This is a genomic window from Terrabacter sp. BE26, assembly GCF_041941675.1.
Taxonomy (GTDB): Bacteria; Actinomycetota; Actinomycetes; order Actinomycetales; family Dermatophilaceae; genus Terrabacter.
This window is the reverse complement of sequence record NZ_CP090122.1, coordinates 1,525,842-1,539,616: the sequence shown is the minus strand read 5'-3', so window position 1 is coordinate 1,539,616 and position 13,775 is coordinate 1,525,842. Positions and strand designations below refer to the sequence as shown.

Here is a 13,775-nt window from a genome sequence, read left to right as displayed (position 1 = left end):
TCCAGACACCGCCGGTGCCCGGTGCTGGCGGCGCGAGTAACCCGGACCGCCCTGGGGTTCGGACCGTTGCGCGCGGCCTCCACCGCCGCGTTCCGCTCACCCTGCTCACGACGGTCGAACGTCAGCCCGAGGGGCGAACGGCTGTGAGCGGACAAGTCCCACTCAATGCACGAAGCCAGTCAGTCCAAGGGTCACACCCACGGCCATCAGCCACAGCCCAGCACGATCAGGCTGCAGAGCGATCCTCACAGTCAGCCCCACCGCCCGGATACGCGACTAGTGCTCGTGGACGTGGTCCCCGTGCTGGTGATGGCGATGACCGTCATGCATGTGATCCTCATGGTCATCGTGCTGCAGGATCTCACAGCCGTCACCTGGTGAGTGCGTTCCTTCGTGGCCGGCATGGACGCTCGTCTCCTGGTGGTGCTCATCGCCATGCACGTGGTCCACGTGGTCCCCGTGCTCGACGGTCTCACAGCCATCGCCGGGAAGATGCTCGTGGTCCGCGACCTCGGTGTGTTGGTTTGCCACGTCAGAACCCTTCCGCTTGGCGTGGGATCGGGCTGTTCGAGCATTGCCCTTGGCAGACACATTGCTGCTCCGTCACCCATGCTTCGTGACCAAGCCCTGCTGCGCGAGGGCACTTCGCCTGGGGGACTACCCGATCACCTCATTGTTGAACGAGCCGGCATTGTCCGCAACAGACCGGTCAGGTCGCGCACCACGCGCTGGCCACGTCGCCAACGCTCCTCTTCGCAGGTCAGAGGCTTGGAGCATCAACGGCCGCACGACAACTGCCACCGGTAGCGATCCCCGGCGTATCGGCCGACTCATCCACTTCTGGTCCTCTGGCCTACGGTTCCTCGGCGGTTTCGCCGCCACACAGACGGCGTCGCTGTGGTCGGGGTGCGCCATGGCGGCCCTCCACCGGAGGTCAGCGCGGTGTGAGGACGACGAACGGCAGGTCCTCGCACCGAGTGGCACACCAGTCCGGGTGATCTGGCTCCGCGGCGTCCAGCCAGGCCTGCACCGGGAGCTGGCGGATCAGGTCACCCGTGACCCACGTCGGATCGGACGACGTGACGACCCGTCCAGCGGCGTTGACGAGGACGCAGGTCCGGTCGATCGTCTCCATGACGTCGAGCAGGTGCTCCTCGAACCAGGCGACCAGGACGTCGACACCGGCGACGCCGGCGAACGACCCCGAGACGAAGAGGGGCTGGGTGAAGGTGAGGGTGTACTGGTCGGTGCAGAGGTAGTCCACATAGGGCCCCGTGACGTGTCGACCTCTGGTTTCGAAGGGCTTTGCGTACCAAGGAAGCTCGGTGTAGTCACGGAACCCGATCGCGCGAGGGTCTGTCTCGGCGGCGAGCTTGGTGACGACGTGCGACCCGCCCCTGGACTCCACGGTCCACCATTCGAGCCAGTAGGGCGCATCGCTCAGGACGTTCGGGGCGAGCACGGCACCGGCGCCGGCGACGGGTGTCTGCGGATCGGCCAGCAGTTCGTGGCACCGTCGCTCGATGCAGAGGTCGGAGCGTCTCGGGGAGGTCAGCGACAGTGGGGCCTGGAGCAGGCTGGTGATGTCGTCGAGCTGGTCGAAGGCCCAGCGTCCGAAGCCTGAGACCCATTGGGCAACGTCCATGGCGTTCGTCGTGGTCGTCATGCCGGTCACCTGGTCCTTCGCGATCGGGTGTCGCGGTGCAGGGCCTTCACCGCGTCGAACAGCGTGTTGACATGTTCCTCCGCCCGGAGCCGGGCTGTCCGGGCATCACCTTGGGCGATCGCCTCGACGACGGTGTCGTGCTCACGGCGGCCGTCGGACGCCGCACCCGCACCGGCCAGCCAGAGCACCGGCCCGATCTCTCGCTGCAGCACCATCTCCTCGCGCGTCAGGCGAGCCGACTGCGCCGTCGCGGCGATCTCCAGGTGGAAAGTGCCCTCCTGCTGGGCGGCGCCGCTCGACTCCTCGGGCTTGGCGCACGACGCGGCGAGGCGACGCAGTCGCTCCACGTCGTCGGGGTCCGCCCGGTCCGCCGCAAGCGCCGCGCAGTGGCCGCTGATGGCGCAGTAGTGGTCGGCGAGGTCGCGCAGCTCGCCGAGCCCGACGTGGGCAAGGCGAGCCAGGAGGGCGGCCCGGCCGCCGTCTCGGGGGGCCTTGACGAAGGACCCGCCGCCGCGACCGCGTCGCGTGACGATGAGGTCGTCGTCGCGCAGGTTGCCCAGAGCCTCGCGGACGGTCACGGTGGCGACGCCGAATCGGTCGGCCAGGTCGCTCTCGGGCGGCAGCATGCTTCCATCCGGCAGCAGACCCAGCGCGATGGCCTCTCCGAGGCGACGGCGTACGGCGTCGGCCCGTCTCTGCGGGGGGAGCGGGGCGAACACGGCGGCATAGGGGCCCAGCGGCATCGACCGGTCCGCCATAGTTCCTCCCACCAGTTGGCCCGTTGCTCTTGCGCGTAAACATATGGACCCATACCTTTTCCGTCCAGAGGGAAGAACTGCTCGCCGCAGAGGAGTCTGTATGTCCGCCGAGACGGCGACCGGCACGCCGGCCATCCGGCTGAGCGCGCTGCGCAAGGAGTTCGCCGGGACGCCGCCCGTGGTTGCCGTCGACGGTGTGGACCTCGAGGTCCGTGCTGGGGAGTTCTTCTCGATGCTCGGGCCGTCGGGCTCCGGCAAGACGACGGTCCTGCGGATGATCGCCGGCTTCGAGGAGCCGACGGCCGGTCGCATCGAGCTCGCGGGCGAGGACGTCACCCGGCGTCAGCCCTACGACCGGGACGTCAACACCGTCTTCCAGGACTACGCTCTCTTCCCCCACATGAGCGTCGCCGAGAATGTCGAGTACGGCCTCCTCGTCAAGAAGGTCTCGCGTGCGGAGCGGCGAAGCCGAGTGGCCGAGGCCCTCGAACAGGTCCGCCTCGCCGACCACGGCAGCCGCCGTCCGTCGCAGCTCTCCGGCGGTCAGCGCCAGCGGGTCGCGCTCGCGCGAGCCCTCGTCAACCGCCCAACCGTGCTGCTCCTCGACGAGCCGCTCGGCGCCCTGGACCTGAAACTGCGCGAGCAGATGCAGGTCGAGCTCAAAGGCATCCAGCGCGACGTCGGCATCACCTTCCTCTTCGTCACGCATGACCAGGAGGAGGCGCTCACCCTGTCCGACCGGATTGCCGTGTTCAACGCCGGCCGGATCGAGCAGGTGGGGACGGCCCACGAGGTCTACGAGAAGCCCGCCTCCGCCTTCGTCGCCGGTTTCGTCGGCACGTCGAACCTGCTGACCGGGGCGGCGGCCCGCGCCGTCAACCGGCGTGACGGCTCCTTCGCCATCCGGCCCGAGAAGCTCGCAGTCGCGCCTGCCGGCACATCGGCCGGCGATGGGCTCGAGAGCGCCGAGGGGACCCTCGAGGAGGTCGTCTACGGCGGCTCCGTCACACGCTACGTCGTCGCCCTCGACGCCGGGGGAAGGCTCACCGCCCTCGAGCAGAACGCCGGTACGCGGGCGGGCTCCGCGGCTCTGCGGCGCGGAGACCGCGTCGCACTCCACTGGCGACAGGAGCACGTCATCGACGTTCCCGGTTCCCCCACACCGGAGCCCTCGCCGCTCGCAGCCTCACCACAGCAGTCACTCATCAGATGAAGGAGATCGGCGTGCGCACGTCAAAGAAGTCCCTGCGCGGGACCGTCGGGGCGGCCGCGGCAGCGGCCCTCCTCGCGCTGGCAGGATGCGGCAGCTCCACCTCCGGCTCGCCGAGCGGGAGCGCAGCCCCCGGTGGCATGCAGGTGCCGGACCTCAAGGCCCTCGACAAGCTCGGCACCCCCGAGGGGGAGGTCAACGTCCTCGCCTGGCCCGGGTATGTCGAGAACGGCAGCAATGACCCCAAGGTGGACTGGGTCACCGACTTCGAGAAGTCGTCTGGGTGCAAGGTCAACGTCAAGACGTTCGGCACGTCCGATGAGGCCGTCCAGCTCATGCGCACCGGTCAGTACGACACCGTGTCGGCCTCGGGAGATGCGACCCTGCGTCTCATCGCCGCGGGCGACGTGGAGCCCGTCAACACCTCACTCATCCCCAACTACGCCGACATCTTCGACTCGCTCAAGATGAAGCCTTGGAACTCGGTGAACGGCGTCGCCTACGGCATCCCGCACGGTCGCGGCGCCAACCTGCTGATGTACCGCACCGACCTCGTCAAGCCCGCGCCCGACTCGTGGGGGGCGGTCTTCGACAGGGCGGGCGCGCAGAAGGGCAAGGTGACGGCATACGACTCACCCATCTACATCGCCGACGCGGCGCTGTACCTCATGACGACCAAGCCTGAGCTCGGCATCAAGGACCCCTACGCGCTCGACGACAAGCAGCTCGCCGCCGCCGTCGACCTGCTCAAGGCCCAGAAGGCCAACGTCAGTGAGTACTGGTCCGACTACCTCAAGGAGGTCCAGGCCTTCAAGAACGGCTCGACGACGATCGGCACGACCTGGCAGGTCATCGCCAACGTCGCGCAGAGTGAGAAAGCCAAGGTCGAGGCGATCCTGCCCAAGGAGGGCGCGACCGGCTGGTCCGACACCTGGATGGTCGGCGCGAAGTCGAAGCACAAGACCTGTGCCTACAAGTTCATCGACCACATCGTCTCTCCCAAGGTGAACGCCCAGATCGCCGAGTACTTCGGCGAGGCGCCGGCGAACAAGAAGGCGTGCGCCGAGACGGCGGATCCCAACCACTGCAAGGTGTTCCACGCCGCAGACGAGGCGTACTTCGCCAAGGTGCACTACTGGACGACACCCATCAGCGCCTGCCTCGACCGCCGGACCGACGTCAAGTGCACCGATTACGCCGCGTGGACCAAGGCCTGGACCGAGATCCGCAACAGCTGAGCTCAACGACGTCCCGGGCGCCTGATGACGGGCACGACCGGGCCACGACCGGGCCGCGACCGGGCCAGGACCGGCCCACGAACGACCGACCGCACCGAGGAGGCCACGATGAGACGACGCAGGGGGCTGGCAGCCCTTCTGGGCCCACCCCTGCTGTGGCTCGTCGTCGCCTACCTCGGTGCGCTGGCCGTCATCTTTGCGACGGCGTTCTGGACGACCGACCCGTTCACGAACCTCGTCGTGCGCACGTTCACCCTCGAGAACTTCCGCGAGGTCGGCAGCTCGACGTATGCCGGCATCATCGGGCGTACGCTACTCATCGCGGTGCTCGTCACCGTGCTCTGCGTCGTCGTCGCAGTGCCCTTCGCCTTCTTCATGGCGCGGGTCGCGCCGCGCCGGTTCCGCGGCCTCCTCCTCGCGGGCATCCTCGTGCCCCTGTGGGCCAGCTACCTCGTCAAGGCGTACGCGTGGCGCACCATGGTGCAGTCCGGAGGAGTCCTCGACAGCACGTTCGGGTCCACTCCTGGGTATGGTCTCGCGGCGGTCGTGCTGACCCTGACCTACCTCTGGCTTCCGTACATGGTGCTCCCGGTCTATGCCGCCTTCGAGCGCCTTCCCGAGAGCCAGCTCGAGGCGAGTGCCGACCTCGGCGGCCGGCCTCTCACGACGTTCCGACGCGTCGTGGTGCCATCGCTGCTCCCGGCCATCGCCGCCGGGTCCGTCTTCACCTTCTCCTTGTCGCTGGGCGACTACATCGCCGTGCAGATCGTCGGCGGCAAACTCCAGGTGCTTGGCACCGCGGTGCTTCAGAACATCACCCTCGACCTGCCCTTCGCCGCGGCGCTGGGCACGGCTTCTGTCATCATCATGGTCCTCTACCTGCTCGCCGTGCGGCGCACGGGCGCGCTCGACAACCTGTGAACGCACAGGATGCGCCAGACGCGATGAGGAGGCGGCGATGAGGCTCGGGCGCGGCTCGAAAGTGGCCCTGACGGCGTTCGCGACGGTCGTGCTCGCCTTCGTCTACGTGCCGCTCGTCGTGGTGGCGCTGAACTCGTTCAACAGCGACAGGACCTTCGGCTGGCCACCACCGGGCCTGACGACCCAGTGGTGGCGAGCAGCCCTGCAGGCGCAGGGCCCTCGCGACGCCCTGGCGACGTCGGTGCAGGCCGGACTCGGCGCGACGGCGATCGCCCTCGTGCTGGGGACGCTGCTCGCGCTGGCCCTGAGCCGCTACGACTTCTTCGGCAGGCACTCCGTCTCGATCCTCGTCGTCCTGCCGATCGCGCTGCCGGGCATCGTCACCGGCATCGCCCTGCAGTCAGTCATCCAGAGCGTGCTGACCCCGGTATTCGGCATCGGCGCCGGCCTCTTCACGATCATCGTGGGCCATGCGACGTTCTGCATCGTCATCGTCTTCAACAACGTGACGGCGCGGCTGCGGCGCCTGGGCGGCTCGCTCGAGCAGGCGTCGGCAGACCTCGGCGCGCGACCGTGGACGACGTTCCGACGGGTCACCTTCCCGCTGCTGCGCTCGAGCCTGCTTGCCGGTGCGCTCCTCGCCTTCGCCCTCAGCTTCGACGAGATCGTCGTGACGACCTTCACCGCCGGGCCAGACACCCAGACGCTGCCCATCTGGATCTTCGACAACCTGTTCCGCCCCAACCAGGCGCCCGTCGTCAACGTCGTAGCCGTCCTGCTCATCGCCGTCTCGATCATCCCGGTCTGGCTGGCACAACGGTTGGGTGGTCCCGATGCGGCCGAGAGCCGCCTCTAGCCTGCGGCCGCACGCCGCCTCGAGGCGATCGCGTAACTCACCGGGTTGACGGAGCTACCGAGTGCACGACGTCGCCGTGTGCCCGGACCACCATGCCGCTGCGGGGCCCGCACGCACCATCAGCGGCAAATGAGTGCGTCAGGGCCGCCGGTAGCAGCGCTTGGCAGTCGGTCGATGCCGAGCGCGTCAGGGTCTCGATCCGATCCATGCAGCCACTCGTTGCCGCACTTGCCTAGGAAGCGCCAATGATGAAGCACGCCCTCGCGCGTGCAATCGGCGTGGAGCAGGGATCTGGCGGCTGCACTCAGCGATTTTCCAGCGTGTTTGCGCAGCATGGCGGCCAGTGACTCCCAGCGTGGAGGAGTAGGGGTGATGCGTGGACTCGTCCGTCGCCGGAACCGCCACGAAGGCCGTCCGGTGTCTCGCCGCAGGCGCTTGGTCACTCGCAGTGCCATCGTCGTCGCGATCCTCGCCGTGGCGATGGTCGGGACCTCGTACGTCATGGCGCTCGCGACGCCTGGCGACGCCTCTTGGACGGTCAAGACCGTGGAGTGGATTCGTGACAATGGTGGAGGCGGGCTCGTTGACGCCGTCGAGAACTGGTGGTTCCGCAACCCGCCGGCCGACGTGCCGCCTCCCGCTTCCGAGCTCCCGAGCTTGACGGCACCGTCCCAGGGGTCTGGTGCCACCCCGGTCGGACCCCGAACCGGGTCGTCCTCGACAGCACGGTCCTTGGCAGTGGCAGGGCCGACGCCGGTCACGATCCCTGCAGGGACGCGGGCGATCGCCGGCGAAGGTCGATGGGTCGCCGGCCGTGTGGATGCACGGGGTGTGCCCTCGATGTACACGACCTTCGTGCAACCTGACCCGGCTCACGCCAGCATCGTCGCGGGAGTCGCGTGGATCCGAGCCTCCGACACCGTCACCCACCTGATGGCGGGGACGACCCAGCCCGGTGGGCCGCCGTGGCCTGGGAACGCGCGGGTGGCGCCAAGCGATGTCCCGCGACTCGTGGCTACCTTCAACTCCGGTTGGCGGTTCAAGGACCTGCTCGGCGGGTTCTACGAGGACGGCCGCTACTCGAGACCCTTGCAGCCGGGGGCGGGTTCCGTCGTCATCGACCGAGCCGGCCGGGCCACGATCGGCGTGTGGGGGCAGGACGTCGCCATGTCGCCGAGCGTCCTCGCGGTGCGCCAGAACCTCCATCTCGTGGTGGTGGGTGGAGCGCCCGCCGCCGGCATCTCGGACGCCAGCGGGCCGTGGGGCGTTGCCGCGAACCAGCGGCAGTACACCTGGCGCTCCGGTCTGGGTGTGGACGCGCACGGCAACCTCGTCTACGCGGCCGGCAACCACATGACCCTGCGGGTGCTGGTCGATGCGCTCGTCGACGCGCACGCGGTCCGTGCGGTCGAGCTCGACATGCACCCCGGGATGGTGGCGTTCTCGCGGTGGCTTCCGAACCGCACCGGGGGCGTGACCGCCCAGAACCTCCTGCCCACCATGCCGGACGCCCCCAGTCGCTACCTGACGCCGGACCAGCGCGACTTCTTCTACGTCACCCTGCGCTGATGGCGACGACGACGGCGGCTCGCACGCCTTCCGGCGCGCTCGCGCTGCTGCAGCTGATGCGGCCGCGGCTCTGGCCGCGCAACCTGCTGGTGGCCGCCGTGCCCCTGGCTGCCGGAGCGCTGCTTCACCGCGATGTCCTGCTTGTCACCCTTCAGGCGTTCGTCGCGCTGTGTTTGGCTGCCAGCGCCGGCTACTGCCTCAATGACGTCATCGACGCTGATGCGGACGCACGACACCCCACGAAGCGCTTCCGTCCCGTCGCGTCGGGACGCGTGTCGCCTCGTTGGGCGCTGGCGCTCAGTGCCCTCCTCGCCAGCGCGGCCATGGCTGTCGCCTGGCCGGCATCCTCACTGCGGTGGGTCGTGCTCGCCTACCTCGTCCTGTCCGCCGCCTACACGACGCGTCTCAAGGGAGAACCGGTCATCGAGCTCGCCCTGATATCCGCGGGATTCCTCCTGCGCGCCATCGCGGGCGGCGCGGCAACCGCCATCCCGGTGAGCCCGTGGTTCCTGATCGTCACCGGCTTCGGGTCGCTCTTCGTGGTGATCGGCAAGCGCCTGTCCGAGTTCGTCACTTCTGGTCCCGAGCGGGGTACGCGCAGCAGCCTCAGTGGGTACACCGAGAGCTACCTGCGCCTCGTTCTCGGGATGGCCGCGTCGGTGACCGTAGCGGCGTACTGCCTGTGGGCGTTCGGCCTCGCGAGCAGGCGGGTGGAGACGTCGTATGCGGCCCTGTCGGTCGTCCCGTTGGTGCTGGGCCTGATGCGATATGCCCTTGATGTGGACCGTGGCCGGGCGCAGGAGCCGGAGGGCGTGGTCTCCGGCGACTGGGTGCTCCAGGGACTCGGCGCCCTGTGGGTCATCGCCTTCTGGCTGGCGACAATGACATGAGGCAGGAACTGGTGGAGGAGGGGCCCGTCCGACAGGTCCTGACGGGGTGGGGCGGCACGGCACCGACCTCCGCGAACGTGGTGTCGCCGCCCGCCGTCGAGGACCTTGCACGCCTGGTGGCCAGCCGACCCCGGCGCGGTGTCGTCGCACGCGGTCTCGGGCGCAGCTACGGTGACGCCGCGCAGAACGCCGGGGGGCTTGTCACCCGGCTGAACCGCTTGGACGGGATCGGCCCGGTCGACCCGGTCAGCGGACACGTCACCTGTGGCAGCGGAGTCACCCTGGATCGGCTGATTCGCACCATCCTGCCGCTCGGCTGGTTCGTCCCCGTCACGCCCGGTACGCGTCAGGTGACCCTGGGCGGTGCCATCGCCGCGGACGTGCACGGCAAGAACCACCATCGAGACGGCACGATCTCGGCGCACGTCGTGTCGCTCGGGCTGATCGACGGACTCGGCGACCTGCAGACGCTCACACCTCAGGACGCCCTGTTCTGGGCTTTGCCGGGAGGCATGGGCCTGAGCGGGATCGTCGTCGACGTGACCCTGCGGCTCCTGCCGGTGAGCTCCGGCCACGTCGTCGTGGACACCCGGAAAACCGCCTCGCTCGAGGAGACCATGGAGGCGCTCGAGGACGCCGATCGCACCCACCGCTACAGCGTCGCTTGGGTCGACTGCCTCAGCCGTGGGGGGCGGATGGGTCGTGGCGTCGTCACGGCTGGGGAGCACGCGGGCCCGGAGGGCCGCACGCACCGTCCTGGCAGTGACAAGCAGGCACGCAGACCGGTGCACGACGCGATGGCGACGGTTCCGCGTTGGGCGCCCGGCGCACCGCTCACTCCGTTGACCGTGGGCCTCTTCAACGAGCTCTACCACCGCAGAGCCCCGCTGGAGAGGCGGAGCGTCGAGCCGATCGGGACGTTCTTCCACCCCCTGGACGCCGTGCAGGACTGGAACCGCCTCTATGGCTCTCGCGGTGTCGTGCAGCACCAGTGCACCGTCGCGGACGCCAAGGCGATGCGCCGCGTCATCGAGGTTTTCGCGAACCGGCAGGCACCGACGTTCCTCTGTGTGCTCAAGCGTTTCGGCGCGCAGGGCCGCGCGCCTCTCTCGTTCCCCCAACCCGGCTGGACCCTCGCGGTCGACCTCCCCGTGGGCCCGGAGACCGCGAGCGTCCTCGACGAGGCCGACTCGGTTGTGCTCCGAGCCGGAGGTCGCGTCTACCTCGCGAAGGACTCCCGGGTCGCCCCAACCGCCTTCGCCGAGATGTACCCACGCCTCGACGACTGGCGGCACCTTCGCGACCAACTGGACCCCCACCACGTGTTTACGTCCGACCTTTCCAGGAGGCTGCACCTGTGATCGACTCTCTCGGCGCGCCCCAGTCCGTTCTGGCACTCGGCGCTACCAGCGACATCGCGGGTGCCACGCTCGCGCGCCTCGCGCAAAGGGGACGACTGGAACGCGTCGTTCTCGCCGGTCGGCCGGGCCCACACAGGGATGCAGCGGCCGAGCGGGTCGCAGCCACGGGCGTACAACGGGTCGAGGTGCTCGACTTCGAGGCGGGGGAACGGTCATCGGCCCCGGACGTGGTCGCCGCGGCCTTCGACCGTGGTGACATCGACGTCGTCCTCCTGAGCTGGGGCGTCTTGCCCGACGAGGCGGCGGTGCGGTGCGATCCGTCGGCCGCTGCAGACCTCGTCGAGGTGAACTACACCTCAGTGGTCACCGCGCTGCTGGCGGCGGTCGAGTACCTGCGCGTGCAGGGGCACGGCGTCGTCGTCGTCCTGTCGTCCGCCTCGGCCGTCCGTGGCCGGGCATCGACGGCGCTCTATGGCTCGACGAAGGCCGGCGTCGACTCGCTCGCCTCGGCCCTGGGCGATGCCTTGTACGGGACCGGCGTCTCCGTCGTGGTGGTCCGGCCCGGGTTCGTCAGGACGCAGATGACGGCCGGCCGTCGTCCGGCACCTCTGGCTGTGAACGCGTCGGACGTGGCGGAGGCGATCGCGCTCAACCTCACGGGCGGCTCTCGAACGGTCTGGGTGCCAAGAGCGATGCGGTACGTCATGACCGGACTCACGGTCACACCGCGGGCGCTCTTCCGGCGCCTGCCGATCTGACACCATCAGGCGTCCCGCTCTGCGTCCAACTGGTGACGCGTCTGGCTGGTGACGCGTCTGACCGCCGCCGCCTGGGACCCGTCCGCGCCACACTCGGGACCACTTCGACACAGGGCCGAGAATCGCACATCCGCTGGCGATGGCGGTCGATCGCCTAGGCACCACAGGTCCTGTCATCGGCATGTCACCAAGAGAGCTTCCGCGCCCATGAGCGCACCGGAGCCGCTTCTCCGACACGCCAGGCGCGGGGATCGATGCGCCGCGGTGAAGTCGGCGTCGTCCACGACGCCGAGGGCGCCTGAGGTCACGGGCCCCGGGGAGCCGGCCTCACGGCATACGCCTCGGCGCGACTGGCCCGGGGCGGCCGGTTCAGGACCCCTCGCGGAGCACCGCCACGTCGCTCACCATCTGCACGTGGGCGTGCATGGCGGCGGCGGCCGCCTCGGGGTCGCCGGCGCGGATGGCCTCGGCGATGGCGCGGTGGTGCGTGAGCGAGTCGGCCGGGCGGCCCGGCTGGCTCAGCGACTCGATGCGCGTCTCGCGGATGAGGTCGCGGATCTCGTCCATCAGTCGGGCGAGCAGCAGCGAGTGGGCGGCGGCCGTGACGGCGCCGTGGAAGCGCTCGTCGCCGTCGACGCCGCGCCCGCCGGCCTCGACCTCGCGGGCCATGACCGCGAGCGCCTCGTCGATGCGGTCGAGGTCCTCGGAGGTGCGCCGCTCGGCGGCCAGGGAGGCGATTTTCGTCTCGAGGGCGTCACGGGTGTCGATGATCTCGGGCAGCCGGTGGGCATGCGCCCGGATGGCCTCGACGATGCGCCGCGGTCCCGGAGCCTCGGAGAGCACCGTGCCGTCGCCGTGGCGGACGGTCACGACACCGATGACCTCGAGCGCGACGAGCGCCTGGCTGAGCGTCGCGCGGCTGACGCCGAGACGCTGGGCGAGCTCCCGCTCGGGGAGGAGGCGGTCACCCGCCTGCAGGCCGTTCGCGTCGATCCATGCCGTGATCTGTTCGGCGACCTGCTCGTAGAGGCGGGTCCGCGTGAGGCGGGGCAGCCCGGATGCCGTCATGGGCCCATGCTATTGACAGTCGGACAATTGACCTATTGGCTAGGCCACTGAGCCAGCCGAGTGCCTCGTCACAACGTCGTGGAGACAGGGATGCTGGCCGAGATCCACGGAGGACACCTATGGGACCGGAATGGGTCTCCATCATCGCGCTCGTCGCCTTGTTCGTGATCGGGACGCTCCTGCCGATCAACATGGGAGCCCTGGCCTACGTGGCCGCCTGGCTCGTCGGTGTCTACTCGCTCCAGCTGAGCGAGAAGGAGATCCTCGCCGGGGTCAGCGGTGACCTGATCCTGACGCTCATCGGCGTCACCTACCTCTTCGCCATCGCCAAGAACAACGGCACGGTCGACCTCATCGTCAGATCGGCGGTCAAGGCCGTCGGCGGTCGTGTGGCCCTCATCCCGTGGGTGATGTTCTTCGTGACCGCGCTGCTCACCGCCATCGGTGCCGCGAGCCCGGCGGCCTGCGCCATCATCGGCCCGATCGCCCTCGGCTTCGCCGCGCGCTACAAGATCAACCCCCTCCTGATGGGCATGTTCGTCGTGCACGGGGCCCAGGGCGGTGGCTTCTCGCCGATCAGCATCTACGGCACCATCACGAACTCGGTGATGAAGGACAACAACCTTCCCTCGAGCCCCATGACCGTCTTCCTCGCGAGCCTCGCGGTCAACCTGCTGATGGCCGTCGTGCTCTTCGTCGTCCTCGGCGGCCGGCGCCTGATGAGCCTGCGCGCCGACGACATCGACGGTGACATCGACGGTGACATCGACGGTGAGGTCGGCGGGGAGGAGCTGACCGAGGAGGTGCACCACGGCGGCGTGGGCGTCCTGACCCGCGGTACCGGCACCATCGCGGCCACCCGCACCCAGGCCCTCGGCGTCAAGCGCGACCAGGTGCTGACGCTCGTCGCCTTCACCCTGGTGGCAGTCATCGCGCTCGCCTTCGACAAGAACATCGGCTTCGTGTCGATCACCGCGGCGGTCATCCTCGCGATGCTCTCGCCGATCCAGCACAAGGACGCGATCAAGCAGGTCGCGTGGCCCACCGTCCTGCTCGTTGCAGGCGTGAGCACGTATGCCGCCGTGCTGACCGAGGCGAAGGCGCCCGAGTTCGTGGGCGGCTGGGCCGCCGGCCTCGGTGCGGCCATCGTCGGTGCCCTCGTGCTCTGCTACGTCGGCGGCGTCGTCTCCGCCTTCGCCTCCTCGACGGCGCTGCTGCCGGTCATCATCCCGATCGCCGTGCCGCTCATCGCCAACGGGGGCATCGGGGCGGCGACCTTCGTGGCGGCGCTCGCCATCGCCTCGACGATCGTCGACGTGAGCCCCTTCTCCACCAACGGAGCGCTGATGCTGGCCAACCGGCCCGACACCATCAGCGAGCCGGTGTACTACAAGCAGATCCTCACCTACAGCGTCATCGTGGTCATCGCCGGCCCGTTGCTCGTGTGGGCCGCCCTGATCCTCCCCGGATGGTGAATGCA

General features: G+C 69.2%; 12 protein-coding genes. 9 read left to right on the top strand and 3 right to left on the bottom strand.

Annotation, left to right across the window (positions count from 1 at the left end; all coding sequences use genetic code 11):
- Positions 1–934 precede the first annotated feature (934 nt).
- Complete coding sequence (locus LQK93_RS07230; protein WP_374970866.1) at positions 935–1,666, bottom strand: cache domain-containing protein; 732 nt, start codon at positions 1,664–1,666, stop codon at positions 935–937.
- Positions 1,667–1,671: 5 nt separating this feature from the next.
- Positions 1,672–2,409, bottom strand: coding sequence for a FadR/GntR family transcriptional regulator (locus tag LQK93_RS07225; protein ID WP_374970865.1), 738 nt, complete (start codon positions 2,407–2,409; stop codon positions 1,672–1,674).
- A 115-nt stretch (positions 2,410–2,524) separates the two neighbouring features.
- Here LQK93_RS07225 and LQK93_RS07220 point away from each other — a divergent pair, with 115 nt between their 5' ends.
- The 8 genes from LQK93_RS07220 to LQK93_RS07185 all read left to right on the top strand — a co-directional run bounded on the left by LQK93_RS07220 (position 2,525) and on the right by LQK93_RS07185 (position 11,227).
- Positions 2,525–3,637, top strand: coding sequence for an ABC transporter ATP-binding protein (locus LQK93_RS07220; protein ID WP_374970864.1), 1,113 nt, complete (start codon positions 2,525–2,527; stop codon positions 3,635–3,637).
- Positions 3,638–3,648: 11 nt separating this feature from the next.
- The gene (locus LQK93_RS07215) at positions 3,649–4,872 is read left to right on the top strand and encodes an ABC transporter substrate-binding protein (RefSeq protein WP_374970863.1); all 1,224 of its coding nucleotides are present in this window, start codon (positions 3,649–3,651) and stop codon (positions 4,870–4,872) included.
- Positions 4,873–4,980: 108 nt separating this feature from the next.
- Positions 4,981–5,793, top strand: coding sequence for an ABC transporter permease (locus LQK93_RS07210; protein WP_374970862.1), 813 nt, complete (start codon positions 4,981–4,983; stop codon positions 5,791–5,793).
- Between the two features lie 37 nt (positions 5,794–5,830).
- Positions 5,831–6,649, top strand: coding sequence for an ABC transporter permease (locus tag LQK93_RS07205; RefSeq protein ID WP_374970861.1), 819 nt, complete (start codon positions 5,831–5,833; stop codon positions 6,647–6,649).
- Between the two features lie 1,011 nt (positions 6,650–7,660).
- A complete protein-coding gene (locus LQK93_RS07200) occupies positions 7,661–8,218 on the top strand; it encodes a hypothetical protein (RefSeq protein ID WP_374970860.1) in 558 nt (185 codons plus the stop codon).
- The gene (locus tag LQK93_RS07195; protein ID WP_374970859.1) at positions 8,218–9,108 is read left to right on the top strand and encodes a decaprenyl-phosphate phosphoribosyltransferase; all 891 of its coding nucleotides are present in this window, start codon (positions 8,218–8,220) and stop codon (positions 9,106–9,108) included. The genes LQK93_RS07200 and LQK93_RS07195 overlap by 1 nt, the downstream gene beginning before the upstream one ends.
- Positions 9,105–10,469 carry an FAD-binding protein gene (locus LQK93_RS07190; protein ID WP_374970858.1) on the top strand — a complete coding sequence of 455 codons (1,365 nt, stop codon included), beginning with the start codon at positions 9,105–9,107 and terminating at the stop codon, positions 10,467–10,469. The genes LQK93_RS07195 and LQK93_RS07190 overlap by 4 nt, the downstream gene beginning before the upstream one ends.
- Positions 10,466–11,227, top strand: a complete 762-nt coding sequence (locus LQK93_RS07185) for an SDR family NAD(P)-dependent oxidoreductase (protein WP_374970857.1) — start codon at positions 10,466–10,468, stop codon at positions 11,225–11,227. Before LQK93_RS07190 ends, LQK93_RS07185 begins: the two co-directional genes overlap by 4 nt.
- A 369-nt stretch (positions 11,228–11,596) precedes the next feature.
- Here LQK93_RS07185 and LQK93_RS07180 read toward each other — a convergent pair whose 3' ends face one another.
- Positions 11,597–12,295: a FadR/GntR family transcriptional regulator gene (locus tag LQK93_RS07180; protein ID WP_374970856.1), complete on the bottom strand. Its 699-nt coding sequence runs from the start codon at positions 12,293–12,295 to the stop codon at positions 11,597–11,599.
- 119 nt (positions 12,296–12,414) lie between these two features.
- Between LQK93_RS07180 and LQK93_RS07175 the strand changes: the two genes are divergently transcribed.
- Complete coding sequence (locus LQK93_RS07175; RefSeq protein ID WP_374970855.1) at positions 12,415–13,770, top strand: SLC13 family permease; 1,356 nt, start codon at positions 12,415–12,417, stop codon at positions 13,768–13,770.
- Positions 13,771–13,775 lie beyond the last annotated feature (5 nt).